At 68.6% G+C, this 18,064-nt stretch carries 13 protein-coding genes; 6 read left to right on the forward strand and 7 right to left on the reverse strand.

Annotated elements, in window-relative coordinates:
• Positions 1-56 precede the first annotated feature (56 nt).
• Both Y958_RS10765 and Y958_RS10770 read left to right on the forward strand, forming a co-directional pair.
• Complete coding sequence (locus tag Y958_RS10765) at positions 57-1,409, forward strand: TldD/PmbA family protein (protein ID WP_088871974.1); 1,353 nt, start codon at positions 57-59, stop codon at positions 1,407-1,409.
• A 79-nt stretch (positions 1,410-1,488) separates the two neighbouring features.
• Positions 1,489-2,496 carry an alpha/beta hydrolase gene (locus Y958_RS10770; protein ID WP_088871975.1) on the forward strand — a complete coding sequence of 336 codons (1,008 nt, stop codon included), beginning with the start codon at positions 1,489-1,491 and terminating at the stop codon, positions 2,494-2,496.
• A 67-nt stretch (positions 2,497-2,563) separates the two neighbouring features.
• Here the strand turns inward: Y958_RS10770 and Y958_RS32780 are convergent, their stop codons facing one another.
• Both Y958_RS32780 and Y958_RS10780 read right to left on the reverse strand, forming a co-directional pair.
• Positions 2,564-3,289: an RT0821/Lpp0805 family surface protein gene (locus Y958_RS32780; RefSeq protein WP_088871976.1), complete on the reverse strand. Its 726-nt coding sequence runs from the start codon at positions 3,287-3,289 to the stop codon at positions 2,564-2,566.
• A gap of 170 nt (positions 3,290-3,459) precedes the next feature.
• Positions 3,460-5,700, reverse strand: a complete 2,241-nt coding sequence (locus Y958_RS10780) for a primosomal protein N' (RefSeq protein WP_088871977.1) — start codon at positions 5,698-5,700, stop codon at positions 3,460-3,462.
• A 203-nt stretch (positions 5,701-5,903) separates the two neighbouring features.
• Here Y958_RS10780 and fsa point away from each other — a divergent pair, with 203 nt between their 5' ends.
• The 4 genes from fsa to Y958_RS10800 all read left to right on the forward strand — a co-directional run bounded on the left by fsa (position 5,904) and on the right by Y958_RS10800 (position 9,401).
• Positions 5,904-6,584: a fructose-6-phosphate aldolase gene (gene fsa / locus Y958_RS10785; RefSeq protein ID WP_088871978.1), complete on the forward strand. Its 681-nt coding sequence runs from the start codon at positions 5,904-5,906 to the stop codon at positions 6,582-6,584.
• Between the two features lie 114 nt (positions 6,585-6,698).
• On the forward strand, positions 6,699-7,409 hold the full coding sequence (locus Y958_RS10790; RefSeq protein ID WP_088871979.1) for a DUF484 family protein: 711 nt from the start codon (positions 6,699-6,701) through the stop codon (positions 7,407-7,409).
• A 124-nt stretch (positions 7,410-7,533) separates the two neighbouring features.
• Entirely contained in the window at positions 7,534-8,496 is a 963-nt protein-coding gene (locus Y958_RS10795) for a tyrosine recombinase XerC (protein ID WP_088871980.1), read from the forward strand.
• Positions 8,497-8,507: 11 nt separating this feature from the next.
• Positions 8,508-9,401, forward strand: coding sequence for a DUF2167 domain-containing protein (locus Y958_RS10800; RefSeq protein WP_088871981.1), 894 nt, complete (start codon positions 8,508-8,510; stop codon positions 9,399-9,401).
• A 73-nt stretch (positions 9,402-9,474) separates the two neighbouring features.
• On the opposite strand, the gene lpdA is transcribed toward Y958_RS10800, so the two are convergent.
• The 5 genes from lpdA to sucC form a co-directional block, all read right to left on the reverse strand.
• Positions 9,475-10,887: a dihydrolipoyl dehydrogenase gene (lpdA, locus tag Y958_RS10805; RefSeq protein WP_088871982.1), complete on the reverse strand. Its 1,413-nt coding sequence runs from the start codon at positions 10,885-10,887 to the stop codon at positions 9,475-9,477.
• 237 nt (positions 10,888-11,124) lie between these two features.
• The gene (gene odhB, locus Y958_RS10810; protein ID WP_088871983.1) at positions 11,125-12,360 is read right to left on the reverse strand and encodes a 2-oxoglutarate dehydrogenase complex dihydrolipoyllysine-residue succinyltransferase; all 1,236 of its coding nucleotides are present in this window, start codon (positions 12,358-12,360) and stop codon (positions 11,125-11,127) included.
• An 86-nt stretch (positions 12,361-12,446) separates the two neighbouring features.
• Positions 12,447-15,386, reverse strand: coding sequence for a 2-oxoglutarate dehydrogenase E1 component (locus Y958_RS10815; RefSeq protein WP_088871984.1), 2,940 nt, complete (start codon positions 15,384-15,386; stop codon positions 12,447-12,449).
• A 467-nt stretch (positions 15,387-15,853) separates the two neighbouring features.
• Positions 15,854-16,729: a succinate--CoA ligase subunit alpha gene (sucD, locus tag Y958_RS10820; protein ID WP_004274388.1), complete on the reverse strand. Its 876-nt coding sequence runs from the start codon at positions 16,727-16,729 to the stop codon at positions 15,854-15,856.
• Positions 16,730-16,731: 2 nt separating this feature from the next.
• Positions 16,732-17,928, reverse strand: coding sequence for an ADP-forming succinate--CoA ligase subunit beta (gene sucC / locus Y958_RS10825; RefSeq protein ID WP_004274387.1), 1,197 nt, complete (start codon positions 17,926-17,928; stop codon positions 16,732-16,734).
• Positions 17,929-18,064: the final 136 nt, after the last annotated feature.

Here is an 18,064-nt window from a genome sequence, read left to right on the forward strand (position 1 = left end):
TTGCCCCTTCGGTTCGCCCTGGGGGACCGTGATCTAAGCCTGGAGCTTGCGCACCCATGCCCCCCCTGCCCCCCGACGCCACCGCCGCCGGCATCCTGGACGACCTGCTGACCCTGGCGCGCAAGGCCGGCGCGGATGCCGCCGACGCCTTGCTGGTGGATAGCGCCGCCATGTCCATGAGCCAGCGCCTGGGCAAGCCGGAGGAGGTGCAGCGCGCCGAATCGGGCGACCTGGGCTTGCGGGTGTTCGTCGGCAAGCGGCAGGCCATCGTTTCCTCCACCGACCGTAGCCCGGCGCTGCTGAAGGAATTGGCGGAGCGGGCGGTGGCCATGGCCCGCCTGGTGCCGGAGGATGATTTCTGCGGCCTGGCCGATCCCGACAGCTTGGCCCGCGATTGGCCGGACCTGGACCTGTGCGACCCATCCGAGCCGGTGGCCGAGGACCTGCTGGCCCAGATCGCGGAGCTGGAGGAGACGGCGCTGGCCGTGCCCGGTGTCAGCAATTCCGAAGGGGCCGACGCCGGCTGGTCGCGCTCCACCGTCACGCTGGCGGCCAGCAACGGCTTTTCCGGCGGCTACAGCGTCAGCCGCCGCAGCCTGTCCGTCTCTGTCCTGGCGGGCAGCGGCACAGGCATGGAACGGGACTACGACTATCATTCGGCCATTTATGCCGGTGATCTGGAGTCGCCCGTCACCATCGGCCGCCGCGCCGGTGAGCGGGTGGTGGCCCGCCTGAACCCGCGCAAGGTGGCGACCCAGGCCGTACCCGTGGTGTTCGACCCGCGTGTGGCCGGCGGCTTGGTCAGTCATCTGACGGGCGCCATCTCCGGCGCCGCCATCGCGCGCGGCACCAGCTTCCTGAAGGACAAGATGGGCCAGGCGGTGTTCGCGCCCGGCATCACCATCGTGGACGACCCGCACATCCGCCGTGGCCTGCGCTCCAAACCCTTCGACGCCGAGGGGCAGGCCAACAGCCGTCGCAACCTGATCGACGGCGGCGTGCTGACCACCTGGCTGCTGGATTGCCGCTCCGCCCGCCAGCTGGGCCTGGCCTCCACCGGCCACGCATCGCGCGGCACCGGCGGCCCGCCCGGCCCCAGCGCCACCAACGTCTATCTGGCGCCGGGCGAGGAAACGCCGGAGCAGCTGCTGGCCGACATCAGACAGGGCTTCTACGTCACCTCGCTGATGGGCAGCGGCGTCAACGGCATTACCGGCGACTACAGCCGGGGCGCCTCGGGCTTCTGGATCGAGGACGGCAAGATCGCCTTCCCGGTGGCCGAGGTCACCATCGCCGGCAACCTGAAGGACATGTACCTGACCCTGCGGCCGGCCAACGACCTGGAATTCCGCCATGGCGTGGACAGCCCCACCCTGCGGCTGGAAGGCATGACCGTGGCCGGCACCTGACGCGGGCTGGCATTTCCGTCACGCTCTCGGCTAAGTTACCGGTAACAGAAACGGAACAGCCTTGAGGGAGGCAGCCCCCATGACCTTCACCCTGAACCGCCGCGGCCTGGCCCTGGCCGCCGTGGCCGGCACCGTCCTGGCGCGGTCCGCGAAAGCCGATGGCTCACCCGCCACCGACCTGGTGCAGCTTTCGCGTCAGCGCCGCGACCCGGACGGGGTGCTGCCGCTGTGGCCCGGCACCCCACCGGGCGGCGAGGGCGTGGCCGTCAAGGACGTCGTCACCGACCATGGCCCCGTGGGCGGCCCGCCCGACCGCTCGGCGGATGGCGTGTCCACCCCCACCCTGGCCTTTTTCCGCAGCGCCAGCCCCGGCCCCCGCGCCACCATCCTGGTCATCCCGGGCGGCGGCTATTCCAGCGTGTGGTTCGACAAGGAGGGCGATGAGATCGCCCGCTGGCTGAACACCACCGGTTTGCACGCCGCCGTCCTGACCTACCGCCTGCCGGCGGAAGGCTGGAAGAACGGGGCGGACGTGCCGCTGCAGGATGCGCAGCGCGCCATGCGCCTGCTGCGCGCCAAGGCCAAGGCCTGGGCGGTGGATGGCGGCCGCATCGGCATCATCGGCTTCTCCGCCGGCGGTCACCTGGCCGCCAGCCTGCTCACCCGCCATGACGCCGCCGTGTACACGGCGGTGGACGAGGCCGACAAGCTGCCGGCCGGCCCCCAGCTGGCCTGCCTGGCCTACCCCGTCATCTCGATGGACGAGTCGCTGACTCATCCCGGCTCGCGCCAGCATCTGCTGGGCAACAGCCCGTCGGCCGAGCAGGTGAGGGCCTATTCGCCGGACCAGATCGTGCGGACGGGCGCCTGCCCCACCTTCCTGTTCCACGCCGCCGATGACGACGCCGTCCCGGTGGGCAACAGCCTGGCCATGTTCCAGGCCCTGCGCCGCCAGAACGTGGCGACGGAAATGCACATCTTCGAATCCGGCGGCCACGGCTTCGCCATCCGCGACACGCCGGGCCGTCCCGCCGAACCCTGGCCGGATCTGTACCGCCGTTGGTTGAGCCGGCATGGGTTTGTGTGAGGTTCGCGGCCACGGCGGCAGGAGAAGTCCTGCCGCCGGTTACGCTGGCCGGTTACGCTGATGGTGTTTAATTCACAATCTTCCACTGGCCATCGGGCTGGCGGCAGGCGGTGCCGGTGACTGTCTGCTTGCGGCCGCCCACGGTGGCCACGCTCTGGTATTCGCGGCAGTAGTTGTCAGCCGATTCCTGCCAGGTCTTGACCGGGGTCATCTGGTAGCGCGCGCCATTGTCGGGGTTGTTCCAGACGATCTGCTGGCCGTCCGGCGCCTTTTCCATGGCCTGGGCGAAGCAGCCCTCGTCACTCTGGTCCATGCTGTTGAAGGCGGCGTTGCCGGCCAGGGCGCCCAGCAGCACGCCGGCACCGGTCATGGCGGCCTTCCCGCCGCCGTGGCCGAACTGCGAACCGGCCAGGCCGCCCAGCAGCGCGCCCACCACCGTGCCCACGTTCAGGCCAACGGCGCCACGATCGCAGCGGCCTTCATCGATGCCCACGTCGGCGGCGTAGAACTCCCGGTAGTGGGGGGAGCGGTGGTCGACATAGCGGGGCGGCGGGCCCCGGCGGTCATCGCGCCAATGATCATCGCCGCGGTGATCGTCCCGCCAGCGGTCGTCATCCCGCCGGTCGTCGCCACGGTGGTCATCCCCACGGTGGTCGTCATGCCAATCCCGGTCCCGGTAGCGATAGCCGGACGCCTCGGCCCAGGGCGGCGGGTCGGCCCAGGCCGGCAGGGTAGCGCCCAGGGCCACGACGGCGGTCGCGGCGGCGGCGATGAGACGGGAAGAGCGCTTCATGATGGCCTTCGTTTCTTCCGATGCTTGGGTGACGGCAAGTCACCGATAGTGGTCGTACCAGCGACATTATGACGCCGATCGTGGCGACCATGGGGCACCGACGACCGCCCCGCCATCTGGCTTTCCGGATTACGCGGAAAAGCCAGGTAAGCCGCCCGAGACGCCGCGCCTTACATGAAGCTATACGGGTCGACATCCACCTGCACCCGCACGGCCGCGGGGATGGGCACGGACCCCAGCCAGGACTGCAGCAGCGGCTGCACCGCCACCCCGCGCGCCGTCTTGAGCAGCAGGCGCCGGCGGTGGCGGCCGCGCAGCAGGGCCAAGGGGGCGGGTGCCGGACCCAGCACCTGCAGGTCGTCGCCCTGCGGCGCCGCGCGGGCCAGGTCGCGGGCCAGCTTGTCCACCTGGCGCTCATCCTCGCCGGAGATGATCAGGGCCGCCAGCCGGCCGTAGGGCGGCAGATCCATGGCCCGGCGCTGGTCCGCCTCCGCCGCCAGGAAGGCGTCGCGGTCATGGGCGGCCAGCGCCTGCATCACCGGATGTTCCGGCATGTGGGTTTGCAGGAATACACGGCCCGGCCGGCTCTCGCGGCCCGCGCGGCCCGCGACCTGGTGCAGCATCTGGAAGGTGCGCTCCGCCGCGCGCAGGTCGCCGCCGCCCAGGCCCAGGTCGCCGTCCACCACCCCCACCAGGGTCAGCATGGGGAAATGGTGGCCCTTGGCCATGACCTGGGTGCCGATCAGGATGTCGACCTTGTGGGCCCGCACTTCCTCGATCACCGTCTGGATGGCCTGGGGGCCGATCAGCGTGTCGCTGGTCATCAGCGCCACCCGCGCATCCGGGAACAGCTGCGCCACCTCCTCCGCCACCCGCTCCACCCCCGGGCCGCAGGCGACGAAGGAATGCTCCGCCTCGCACGACGGGCAGGTTTCGGGCAGGCGGTCGGTGTAGCCGCAGTGGTGGCATTGCAGCCGGCGGCTGAGACGATGTTCCACCAGCCAGGCGGTGCAGTTGGGACATTGCAGGCGGAAGCCACAGCTGCGGCACAGGGTCAGCGGCGCGTAACCCCGGCGGTTCAGGAACAACATCGCCTGCTCCCCCGCCGCCAGCGTCTCGGCCATCGCCTGCGTCAGGATGGGGGACAGCCAATGGCGTGCCGGCGGCCGGCTGTCGGGCCGGCGCAGGTCAATCAGCGTGACCTCGGGCAGGCTGGCGCCGCCGTGGCGGGCCGGCAGGTCGATGCGGCCGTAGCGCCCCGTCTCCGCGTTGGTCAGCGTTTCCAGGGACGGCGTGGCGGAAACCAGGGCCACCGGGATGCCGCCGAGGAAGGCGCGCGCCACCGCCATGTCGCGGGCATGATAGATGACGCCATCCTCCTGCTTGAAGGCGGCCTCATGCTCCTCATCCACCACGATCAGGCCCAGGTCGGGATAGGGCAGGAACAGGGCGGAGCGGGCGCCCACCACCACCGGCGCCTCGCCGTTGGCGATGGAGCGCCAGGCAGCGCGGCGATGGGCGCCGGCCAGATCCGAATGCCATTCCACCGGCCGCACCCCGAATCGCCGGGCGAAGCGGTCCAGCCACTGGCTGGACAGGGCGATTTCCGGCAGCAGCACCAGGGCCTGGCGTCCCTGGCGCAGGCAGGCGGCGATGGCCTCGAAATACACCTCGGTCTTGCCGGAGCCGGTGACCCCGTCCACCAGGGTGGCGGAATAGGCGCGGGCATCCACGGCGGCGCGCAGCGCGCCGGCCGCCGCCGCCTGGTCGGGTGACAGCTCCGGCCCCGCCCTATTGGCGTCGGGGATGGGCGGGCGCGGCTGGGCACGCAGGGCAACGGGTGTCAGCAGGCCCGATTCGGCCAGGCCCCGGATCACGCCGATACCGCAGGCGGCGTCGCGCGCCAGGTCGGCCGGGGTCCGGGGCGGCCCGTCCTCCTCCATCAGCGCCAGCACCCGGCGGCGCGCATCCGTCATCTTGAAGCCCGGCGGTGGCGATTCGCCCGACGGCAGATAAGCCAGCAGCTGCTTGGGATCCTCCAGCGCCGCCGACACGCTGACCGCCATGCGCAGTACCGATCCGGGTGCCGACAGGGTGTAGGCCGCCACCCAATCGACGAAGCGCCGCGACACCTCGGGCATGGGCGGCAGGTCGAAGCGGCGGATGACGGGCTTCAGGCGGCTGGCCGCCACGCCCGCCTCCCAATTGTCCCCTGGACCGCCCACGGCCCAGACAACGCCGAAGACATGGCGCGGGCCCAGCGGCACCTCGACATAGGCGCCGGCCTCCAGCTCCATGTCGTCGGGGACGCGATAGTCATAGGGGCTGGCCAGGGGCAGGGGCAGCAGGACGCGCACCCGCCGCACCGGTGGGGCCGCCGTCTCCATCCCGCTTGCCGTCAACAAATCCATGGCCTGCTGTTACCACCAGGTGGCCCTGGGGCGCCACCGTTCCCTATATGGTCTTATATAGCGAACGCGCCTCCAAGCGCGCATGCCCCCCATCCCCTGGCCCACCATTTCAGCCCGTGCACCCCGGTGCGGCCTCCGCTAGAGTGCCGGCCAACCCGGGGGCGGGCCCCGGTCCTTGATCCAGATCTTGAGGGCATTCCCCCATGAAGTTCTTCGTCGATACCGCCGACATCAACGACATTCGCGAGCTGGCCTCCACCGGCTTGCTGGACGGCGTCACCACCAACCCGTCGCTGGTCGCCAAGTCCGGTCACAGCAGCTTCATCGACCTGATCGCCGAGATCTGCGACGTGGTGAAGGGCCCCGTCAGCGCCGAAGTCGCCTCGACCGATTTCGAGACCATGCTGAAGGAAGGCAAGCACCTGGCCAAGATCGCCCCCAACGTGGCGGTGAAGGTGCCCCTGACCCCGGCCGGCCTGAAGGTCTGCCACCACCTGTCGCAGGAAGGCACCATGGTCAACGTGACCCTGTGCTTCTCCGCAGCACAGGCCATCCTGGCCGCCAAGGCCGGCGCCACCTTCGTGTCGCCCTTCGTCGGCCGCCTGGACGACATGGGCCAGGACGGCCTGAGCCTGATCGAAGAGATCGTCACCATCTATGACAACTATCCGGACTTCACCACCGAGGTCCTGGTCGCCTCCATCCGCAACCCCATCCACGTCACCCAATCGGCCAAGATGGGCGCCCACGTGGCCACCATGCCGCCCTCGGTCATCCGTCAGCTGTTCAACCATGTGCTGACCGACAAGGGCCTGGCGCAGTTCGTTGCGGACTGGGCCAAGACCGGGCAGACTATCCTGGATCAGCCGCTGCCGACCCGCTGATCCCTGTCGCGTTCCAGCGGATGCCTGACCGGTCCGCCCAGCGATGGGCGGGCCGGTTTGCGTTTGAACCTATGGGACCGCCGGGCGAGCCGGCCTGAAGGGAAGAACCAGCATATGGGCGGCAAGACACCGCACAGCGCCTTGGGCGATGCCCTGACCGCGGAGGATGTGGCGACATACCTGCGCGAGACCCCGGATTTCCTGCAGCAGCACCCCGACGTGGTTCACCACCTGATCCCACCGCCCGAGAACCGGGGCAACGGGGTCGCCGACCTGCAGCACTTCATGCTGCTGAAGCTGCGGCGCGAGGTGGCCGAGCTGACGGCCCAGCAGGAAGAGCTGATCGCCACCGCCCGCGCCAACATCAACAATCAAAACCGGGTGCACGCCGCGGCCCTCTACCTGATGGACGCGCAGAGCTTCGAGCACCTGATCCAGACCATCACCACCGACCTGGCGGTCCTTCTGGACCTGGACCTGGCCTGCCTGGTCATGGAACAGCCGGAGGACAACCGCCTGGTCCTGCATGCCGAGCGCAACGGCCTGCAGCTGGCCGAGACCGGCGCCATCAGCCAATGGATGAGCAAGCGCGACATCATCCTGCGCGGCAACATCCAGGGCATGGCCGAAATCTACGGCCCCGCCGCCCCCATCGTGCGATCGGAAGCGCTGGTGCGCCTGCAGATCGCCCCCGACGCGCCCGCGGGCCTGCTGGCCTTCGCCTCGCGCGACGCCGACCTGTTCCACCCCGGCCAGGGTACCGAACTGCTGAGCTTCCTGGCTCGGGTGGTGGAGCGGTGTATCAAGGGTTGGTTGGCTCTTTGAGTTGCCTCAAGCGCCGGCGGGGCATCCGCCCCTTTGCTTTTCCTCGCTTTCCAGTGCGCTGACGCTCCCCGGAAAGCTCCGGCGGCCCCAGTCGGGGCCTATATAAGGTGCGCTAGAGATCATCATGACCAAGCCCCCCGCCCTGGGATATTCCTGCGCACCGGATGTGGCCGCGGCGCTGGAGGATTGGCGGCGCTGGCTGACGTCGGAGAAGACGGCCTCGCCCCATACGCTGCGCGCTTATCAGGGTGATGTCGCCGCCTTCCTGTCCTTCCTGACGGAGCATCTGGGCCGGGCGCCCAGCCTGAACGACCTGGGCGGGGCGAAGCTGGGCGACTTCCGCGCCTGGCTGGCCGCCCGCGCGGGTGAGGGCGCCATCGCCGCCAGCCGGGCCCGCGCCGTTTCCGGCGTGCGCAACCTGTTCCGCTGGCTGGACCGGTCGGGCCGGCTGCACAACCCCGCCATCGGCCTGTTGAACGCGCCCAAGGTGAGGCGCCCCATCCCACGCCCCCTGACGGTGGACGACGCCGGCATCCTGCTGGAGGAATCGTCCGACATCCCCCTGGCACCTTGGGTCGGCCTGCGCGACCGCGCCCTGTTCACCCTGCTGTACGGCTGCGGTCTGCGCATGGACGAGGCCTTGCGCCTGACGCGGGGGGAGGCGCCGCTGGACAGCGACACCCTGCGGGTCACCGGCAAGGGATCGAAACAGCGCGACGTGCCCGTCCTCCCGGCCGTGCGCCAAGCGTTGGCCGCCTATATCGAGGCCTGCCCCCATCCCCTGCCCGCCAGCGGGCCGCTGTTCGTGGGCGTGCGCGGCGACCGGCTGAACGACCGGGTGGCGCGCCTGGCCATGCAGACCCTGCGGCAGCTGTTGGGCCTGCCCGACACCGCCACCCCGCACGCCCTGCGCCACAGCTTCGCCACCCATCTGCTGGGCGGCGGCGCCGATTTGCGCGCCATCCAGGATCTGCTGGGCCATGCCAGCCTATCCACCACCCAGCGCTACACCGACGTGGACGCCGAGCAGCTGCTGTCGGTCTATGAGACGGCGCACCCCCGGGCCCGACGCGGCAACCGCTCTTGAGGACTGGCCCCATGCGGCTGATGAGATTGCTGGCCCCGCTGCTGTGCGCCGCTCTTTTGAGCGTCGCCCCGCCGGCCGCCGCCACGGATGAGACCCCGATCTCGCTGGCGGACAAGGCCATCACCCTAACCCCCAGCCCCGCCTTCCAATACGTGGCCGGTGCCGACACCCAGGATTTCCTCAGCCGGCACTGGCAGGGACGCCCCCTGGCCGGCGGTGCCGGGCTGGGCCTGCTGGTGCCGGTGGGCTCAGCCCCCGACCCCGCCTGGCTGGTGGCCCTGAGCTATGACGGCAGCGGCCACGTCAGCGACCTGGATGCCGGCCGGCTGGACGCCGACGCCCTGCTGTCGGCGTTGAAATCCGCCGACAGTGGCGGACCGCGCCTGACGGGCTGGGCCCAGCCCCCCGTCTACGACAGCGCCAGCCACACGCTGATCTGGGCCACGCGGCGCCAAGCCGACGGCGGGGCCGTCGATGGACTCGATTACCACGCCCGCCTGCTGGGCCGGCGCGGCGTGCTGGGCCTGGACATCGCCGCCCGCATGAGCGACCTGCCGGCCATCGAGGGCCAGATGCCGGCGCTGCTGTCCATGGTGCGCTTCACCCCCGGCAACGGCTATCGCGACTATGTGCCCGTGGCCGACCAATCCGTCACCCTGGGCCTCAGCGGCCTGGTCGCCGGCGACGCCCTGGTGAAGGGCGGCCTGCTGGACCATCTGTGGAATGGCATCCGCAGCCAGAACTTCATCTATCTGGTTGCCGTGCTGATCATGATGCTGGGGGCACCGCGCCTGCGCCGCTATTGGGGGCCGAAGCCGCCGCCGACGCGGGATCAGGAGCCGCCCGTCCCGCCCCCACCGCCCAAGCGCGAGGATCATGCCGGCCCCAAGGGGCCCTGGTCGTGAACAAAGAGGGCCCAGAATGCAAAACGGCGCCAGGGTGACCCGGCGCCGTTTCCGCATTCCCGGACGGGAAGGCTTACATGTGGATGGTGCGGCCCAGCACGCCCAGGGCCGCTTCCTTGATGGCCTCGGTCAGCGTGGGGTGGGCGTGGCTGGTGCGGGCGATGTCTTCGGACGAGGCGCCGAATTCCAGGGCCAGGGCCAGCTCCTCGATCATCTCACCGGCCGAGGCGCCGATGATGTGGGCGCCCAGCAGCTTGTCGGAGTGGGCGTCGGCCAGCAGCTTCACGAAGCCCTCGGTGGCCTGCATGGAGCGGGCGCGGCCGTTGGCGGTGAAGGGGAACTTGCCGACCTTGTAAGCAACGCCCTCGGCCTTCAGCTGCTCCTCCGTCTTGCCGACGGCGGCGATTTCCGGCCAGGTGTAGACCACGCCCGGGATGGCGTCGTAGTTGATGTGGCCGGACTGGCCCGCCATCACCTCGGCGCAGACCACACCCTCTTCCTCGGCCTTGTGGGCCAGCATGGCGCCGGCGATCACGTCGCCGATGGCCCAGATGCCGGGCACGTTGGTGCGGAAGTGGTGGTCGGTTTTGACGCGCTTGCGCTCATCCAGCTCGACGCCGACCTTGTCCAGGCCCAGGCCCTCGGTGTAGGGGCGGCGGCCGATGGCCACCAGCACCACGTCGGCCTCGATGGTCTCGGCCGTGCCGCCGGCGGCGGGCTCCACCGTCAGGGTGACGCCGGTGTCGGCGGCCACGGCCGAGGTGACCTTGGTCGACAGCTTGAAGGTCAGGCCCTGCTTGCCCAGGATGCGCTGGGACTGCTTGGAGACCTCACCATCCATGCCGGGCAGGATGCGGTCCAGGAACTCCACAACCGTGACCTGCGCGCCCAGGCGCTGCCAGACGGAGCCCAGCTCCAGCCCGATGACGCCACCGCCGATGACCACCAGGCGCTTCGGCACTTCGGTCAGGTCCAGGGCGCCGGTGGAGGAGACGATGCGCTTCTCGTCGATGGTCACGCCCGGCAGGGGCATGACGTCGGAGCCGGTGGCGATCAGGATGTTCTTGGCGGTGACGGTCTCGGTGGAGCCGTCCTCCTTGGTCACCGTCACCTGGCCCGGGGCGGCGATGCTGCCCTTGCCGGTAAAGCGGGTGATCTTGTTCTTCTTGAACAGGAATTCCACGCCGGTGACGTTGGATTCGACCGTCTTTTCCTTGTGCTTCATCATCGTGGGCAGGTCGAGCTCGACGCCCGAGACCTTCACGCCGAAGTTGCCCAGGGAGTGGGACGCTTCCTCGAACTTCTCGCTGGCCACCAGCAGGGCCTTGGAGGGGATGCAGCCCACGTTCAGGCAGGTGCCGCCCAGGGTCTTGCGCATCTCGACGCAGGCGACCTTCATGCCCAGCTGGGCCGCGCGGATGGCCGCGACATAGCCGCCGGGGCCGCTGCCGATGACGACGAGGTCGAATTGGGTTTCGGTGGTCATGTCTTCTGTTCCCTCAAGCGCCGGGCGGAGGTCTTGGTTGGCCTCAAACGCCGGCGGGCTATCCGGCCCTTGGCTTATCCTCGCTGCGCCCTTCCGGTGCTCGCTGCGGCGGCCGCGGTCGCGGCCTAGTCGCTGCGCTCCGGAATATATGGGCGCTTGAGGCGTCGGCGCTCATTGTTGGATTAAGCGATCAGGCAGTCAGCAAACGGGGGGCCGTGGGGCCCCCCGTCCGTCGGATCAGACATCCAGCAGGATGCGTTCCGGGTTCTCCAGGCATTCCTTGACCCGCACCAGGAAGGTCACGGCCTCGCGGCCGTCGATGATGCGATGGTCATAGGACAGGGCCAGGTACATCATCGGGCGGATGACGATCTGGCCACCGACGACCATCGGACGCTCCTGGATCTTGTGCATGCCCAGGATGCCCGACTGCGGGGCGTTCAGGATGGGCGAGCTCATCAGCGAGCCGTACACGCCACCGTTGGAGATGGTGAAGGTGCCGCCGGTCATGTCGGCGATGGACAGCTTGCCGTCGCGGGCCTTCTTGCCCAGCTCATTGATGCTCTGCTCGATCTTGGCGAAGCCCATCTGGTCGGCGTCGCGCACCACCGGAACCACCAGACCCGTGGGCGTGCCAACGGCGACGCCGATGTCGTAGTAGTTCTTGTAGATGATGTCGGTGCCCTCGATCTCGGCGTTGACGGCCGGGATTTCCTTCAGGGCGACCAGGCAGGCCTTCACGAAGAAGGACATGAAGCCCAGCTTCACGCCGTGCTTCTTCTCGAACTGGTCCTTCAGTTCGTTGCGCAGCTTCATCACATTGGTCATGTCCACCTCATTGTAGGTGGTCAGCATGGCCGCGGTGTTCTGGGCGTCCTTCAGGCGGGCGGCGACGGTCTGCCGCAGGCGGGTCATGCGCACCCGCTCTTCCAGGTCGGCGCGGGCACGCGGGCCGGCCGGGGCCTTCGCCACCGGGGCCGGAGCGGCGACGGGGGCCGGGGCGGCCTTCGGCGCGGCCAGGTGGTCGATCACGTCGCCCTTGGTGACGCGGCCGTCCTTGCCGGTGCCGGCGATGGCGGCCGGGTTGACGCCGGCGTCGGCGGCGATCTTGGCGGCGGCGGGCATCACGCCGGCGGAACCGTTGGCGGCCGGGGCGGCGGCGGGGGCCGGCGCCGGCGCGGCGGTCTTGGCCGGGGCCGGAGCAGCGGCAGCGGGGGCGGCCGCAGCGGCGGCGCCACCCTCGGTGATCACGCCCAGGACGGCGCTCACGCCCACGTTGGCGCCCTCGGCGGCGCGGATTTCGCCCAGCGTGCCGGCAGCCGGGGCGTTGACTTCCAAGGTGACCTTGTCGGTCTCCAGCTCCACCAGCGTTTCATCCGCCTTGACGCTGTCGCCAACCTTCTTCAGCCACCGCGCGACCGTCGCTTCCGACACGGACTCGCCGAGGGTGGGCACCAGGATTTCCGTCGCCATGTTTTTGGGACCTTGGTTCGTTTCTAACAAAGGGTTTCAGAATAAAATCATTCCGGGGCCGCAACGGGCCCCGGAACGTCATCGGATCAAGCGATGGTCAGCGCCTCGTCCAGGAACTTGGCCAGTTCCTGGTTGTGGCGCTTCAGCTGGCCGGCGGCCGGCGAGGCGGCCTCGGCGCGGCCAACGTAGGACGGACGGCCCGCCTTGTGGTTCAGTTCCTTGAGCACGCCCTCGATGCGGCGGTCGACGAAGCTCCAGGCGCCCATGTTGGCCGGCTCTTCCTGGCACCACACCACGTCGGCGTTGGGATACTTGGCCAGCTCTACCTTCAGGGCATCGCCCGGGAAGGGGTACAGCTGCTCAAGGCGCAGGAAGGCCACGTCCTTCACACCCCGGTTCTCACGCTCCTGGAACAGGTCATAGTAGACCTTGCCCGAGCAGAGGACGACGCGGCGGATCTTCGCCGGCTCGACCAGGTCCACGCCGGTTTCATACAGGACGCGGTGGAACGACTCGTTGCCGGTGAACATGGACAGCTCGCTGACGCACAGCTTGTGGCGCAGCAGCGACTTGGGGCTGAAGACCACCAGCGGCTTGCGGAACTCGCGGTTCACCTGGCGGCGCAACACGTGGAAGTAATTGGCCGGGGTGGTGCAGTTCACGATTTGCCAGTTGTCCTCGCCGGACAGCTGCAGGAAGCGCTCCAGACGGGCGGAGCTGTGCTCCGGCCCCTGGCCCTCATAGCCGTGCGGCAGCAGCATGGTCAGGCCGGACATGCGCAGCCACTTGCTCTCGCCCGAGCTGATGAACTGGTCGATGATGGACTGGGCGCCGTTGGCGAAATCACCGAACTGGGCTTCCCACAGGACCAGGGCATGCGGCTCGGCCAGGGTGAAACCGTATTCGAAGCCCAGCACGGCCGCTTCGGACAGCGGGCTGTCGTGCACCTCGAACCGGGCCTGGCCCTCTTTGTGGTCCGGGGCACGGATGTGGTCCAGCGGCACGTACTTGGCCTCGGTGGTCTGGTCGACCAGCACGCAATGGCGGTGCGAGAAGGTGCCGCGGCCCACGTCCTGGCCGGACAGGCGCACGGGCACGCCTTCCACCAGCAGGGTGCCGAAGGCCAGCGCCTCGGCCGTGGCCCAGTCCAGGTCCTTGCCGGTGGCGAACATCTCCTGCTTGGCCTTGAGCTGACGCACCACCTTGGCGTTCACGTCCACGCCTTCCGGCACGGCGGAGATGGCCTTGCCCACTTCCTGCAGCAGATCCATGGGGGCGGCGGTCTTGCCCTTGCGGTCGTCGTTCTTGGCGGCGCTCAGGCCCTGCCACTTGCCTTCCAGCCAGTCGGCCTTGTTCGGCTTGTAGGTGGTCGACGCCTCGAACTCCGCTTCCATGGCCTTATGGAAGTCCTTGACGAAGCCGTCGGCTTCCTCGGCGGTGATCACGCCCTCGGCGATCAGCTGCTTGGCGTACAGCTCGCGCGTGGTCGGGTGGTTGCGGATCGCCTTGTACATCAGCGGCTGGGTGAACGCCGGCTCGTCGCCTTCGTTGTGGCCCTGGCGGCGATAGCAGACGATGTCCAGCACCACGTCCTTCAGGAACTTCTGACGGAACTCCACGGCGATGCGCGTCACGTGGATCACGGCCTCGGGATCGTCGCCGTTGACGTGGAAGATCGGCGCCTGGATGGCCTTGGCCACTTCCGTCGGGTACGGGCCGGAACGGGCGTACTGCGGCGCGGTGGTGAAGCCGATCTGGTTGTTGGTGATGATGTGGATGATGCCGCCGGTGCGGTAGCCCTTCAGCTCGGACAGCAGCAGCGTCTCGGGCACCAGGCCCTGGCCGGCAAAGGCGGCGTCGCCGTGCAGCAGCAGGCCGATGACCTCGGCGCGCGCCTCATCCGTCGGCGGCATGGTGGAGCGCTGCACCTGCTTGGCGCGAACCTTGCCGCACACGACCGGGTTCACCACTTCCAGGTGCGACGGGTTGGCCGTCAGCGACAGATGGATGGAGTTGCCGTCGAACTCGCGGTCGGCCGAGGTGCCCAGGTGATACTTCACGTCGCCCGAGCCCTGCACGTCCTCGGGATTGGCGGCGTTGCCCTGGAACTCGGAGAAGATGGCCTTGTACGGCTTGTTCATCACGTTGGCCAGCACGTTCAGGCGGCCGCGGTGCGCCATGCCGATGACCAGTTCCTTCAGGCCCAGCTGACCGCCGCGCTTCAGGATCTGCTCGATGGCCGGGACCCAGACCTCGCCGCCCTCCAGGCCGAAGCGCTTGGTGCCGGTGTACTTCAGCTGCAGGAAGCGCTCGAAGCCCTCGGCGGCCGTCAGGCGCTGCAGGATGGCCTTCTTGCCCTGGACCGTGAAGTCGGTCTGATTGCGGATGCCCTCGATACGCTCCTGGATCCAGGCCTTCTGCTCGGGATCCTGGATGTGCATGAACTCCACGCCGATGTGGCCGCAATAGGTGCGCTGCACCGCGTCCACGATCTGGCGCAGGGTGGCGGTCTCCATCCCCAGCACGTTGTTGATGAAGATCGGGCGGTCCAGGTCGGCGTCGGTGAAGCCGTAGGTCTTGGGGTCCAGCTCCGGATGCTCGCTGCGCTTTTCCAGACCCAGCGGGTCCAGCTTGGCCATCAGGTGGCCACGGACGCGGTAGGCGCGGATGAGCATCAGGGCACGGATGCTGTCCAGCTGCGCCTGGCGCAGCTGCTCGGGCGTGATGCCACCCACCACGGAGCCATTGGCGGCCGGGGCAGCGGCGCCATTGGCACCCTTCGCACCCTTGGCGGGAGCGGCCGGCTTGGCATCGGGATCGGGCACGCCGATGACGGCGGCCTTGTTGGGCGCCCAGCTCGCCCCCTTGATTTCGCCCAGCACGACGCGGGCATCGTCATCCAGCCCGGCGAAGAAGCTGCTCCACGAAGGATCGACGGAGGCCGGATCCTGCAGGTAGCGGGCGTAAAGCTCGGCGACGAAGGTCGCGTTGCCGGCGAAAAACAGGGAGCTTTGATCGGTTACCATGGCGCTCTGCGCTTGATCTGGGAGGGATAGGGCGCCCGCGTCTACGTGGCAGGCGTCCCGATGGGACCGAAATTCGCGTTCTTTTACGCCATGATACCTGCGCCTTCAATATGCGACGGCGGTGGGGCCGTTGCCACGAAAACGCCTACCACGCATGAGAAACGCCCAGTTTCCGCAACAAAATCATCAAGACCGAAAGGAACCCGACCTCTTTGTTGCGCAAGCTGGACGAGGTGATCATCACGGCGTCGGCGCGTGCCCATCAAAATTGTAAATGTGCACGCTAACAATGAGGTGGCACCAGCATCCCACCGGGTCAAGCGACGCAGGGGAGGCGATGCCTCATGCCAGCCATGGAAAAACGGCGGCCCCGGGTACCAGACATGTGCTGGGGCGGGTGCCGCCGTTCCTCCTCGGGCCGGCCCGGTGATCCGGGCCGACCCGTCATTTCAACCGAAAGGCCGGTATCAGCCCTTCAGCGCCTTCAGCATGGTGGAACCCAGGCTGGCGGGGCTGTCGGCGACATGGATGCCGGCGGCGCGCAGGGCCTCGACCTTGAAGTCGGCCGTGTCGTTGCCGCCGGAGATCACGGCGCCCGCGTGGCCCATGCGGCGGCCCGGGGGGGCCGTGCGGCCGGCGATGAAACCGACGACCGGCTTCTTCGTCTTGCTGTCGCGGATGAACTCGGCACCGTCGACTTCCGCCGAACCGCCGATCTCACCGATCATGATGATGCCCTCGGTCTCCGGATCGTCGAGGAACAGCTGCAGGCTGTCCACGAAGTTGGTGCCGTTGACCGGGTCGCCGCCGATGCCGATGCAGGTGGTCTGGCCCAGGCCGGCCGCGGTGGTCTGCGCCACGGCCTCATAGGTCAGGGTGCCGGAGCGGCTGACGATGCCGATCTTGCCACGCTTGTGGATGTGGCCCGGCATGATGCCGATCTTGCACTCGTCCGGAGTGATGACGCCGGGGCAGTTCGGGCCGATCAGGCGGGTCTTGGACCCGGCCAGGGCGCGCTTCACCGTCACCATGTCCAGCACCGGGATGCCTTCGGTGATGCAGACCACCAGCGGGATCTGGGCGTCGATGGCTTCCAGGATGGCGTCCGCGGCGAAGGGCGGCGGCACGTAGATCACCGAGGCGTTGGCGCCGGTGGTGTGCACGGCCTCGGCCACGGTGTCGAACACCGGCAGGTCGAGGTGGGTGGTGCCGCCCTTGCCGGGGGTCACGCCGCCGACCATCTTGGTGCCGTAGGCGATGGCCTGTTCGGAGTGGAAGGTGCCCTGCGCGCCGGTGAAGCCCTGGCAGATCACCTTGGTGTTCTTGTCAACCAACACGGCCATGATTACGCGGCCTCCTTCACGGCCTTGACGATCTTTTCAGCGGCGTCGGCCAGGTTGTCGGCGGACAGGATCGGCAGGCCGGACTCGGCCAGGATCTTCTTGCCCAGCTCGACGTTGGTGCCTTCCAGGCGGACGACCAGCGGAACGTGCAGGCTGACCTCACGGGCCGCCGCCACCACGCCCTCGGCGATGACGTCGCAGCGCATGATGCCGCCGAAGATGTTGACCAGAATGCCTTCGACATTCGGATCGGACAGGATGAGCTTGAACGCGGTGGTCACGCGCTCGCGGGTGGCGCCGCCGCCCACATCCAGGAAGTTGGCCGGCTCGCCGCCGTACAACTTGATGATGTCCATGGTGGCCATGGCCAGGCCGGCACCGTTGACCATGCAGCCGATGTTGCCATCCAGCTTCACATAGTTCAGGCCGTGCTTCGTGGCCTCGGTCTCCGACGCCTCTTCCTCGCTCTCGTCACGGAGCTCTTCGATGTCCTTGTGACGGTAGAGGGCGTTGTCGTCGAAGTTCATCTTGGCGTCGAGGGCGATGACCTCACCGGCGCCGGTCACGACCAGCGGGTTGATCTCGACCTGCGAGGCGTCCAGTTCCACGAACGCCTTGTACATGGCAGACAGGAACTTCACGGCGGCGCCGACCTGCTTGCCTTCCAGCTTCAGGCCGAAGGCGATCTGGCGGGCGTGGTAGCCCTGCAGGCCGCCGACCGGGTCGATGGCGACCTTGACGATCTTCTCGGGGTGGCTGTGGGCCACTTCCTCGATCTCCATGCCGCCCTCGGTCGAGGCGATCACGGTGACGCGGGAGGTGGCGCGGTCCAGCAGCAGGGACAGGTACAGCTCGCGCTTGATGTCGCAGCCTTCCTCGACATAGAGGCGCTTGACCTCCTTGCCTTCCGGACCGGTCTGCTTGGTCACCAGCGTGTGGCCCAGCATTTCCTTGGCGTTGGACACGACGTCGTCGATCGACTTCACGACGCGGACGCCGCCCTTGCCCTCGGGGTTCTCCTTGAACCGCCCGGCGCCACGGCCGCCGGCGTGGATCTGGGACTTCACGACCCAAACCGGGCCGCCCAGGTCCGTGGCCACGGTCTTGGCCTCTTCGGGGGTATAGGCAACGCCGCCGCGGGGAACCGCGACACCGTATTTCTTCAGCAGGCCCTTGGCCTGGTATTCATGAATATTCATTCGGGGATCGCCCGCTTCCGGTTGGGAAACGGCCTCGCAAAGTTTGCGGCCGATCGCGGGGCCAACCCCGCGCCGCGGGCACTGTAGAGAGCAATGCCGGGGCGATCAACCGCGTAAGTGACGGAAGGGTGGCTTT

It is taken from the genome of Nitrospirillum viridazoti CBAmc (assembly GCF_000730165.1).
Taxonomy (GTDB): Bacteria; Pseudomonadota; Alphaproteobacteria; order Azospirillales; family Azospirillaceae; genus Nitrospirillum; species Nitrospirillum viridazoti.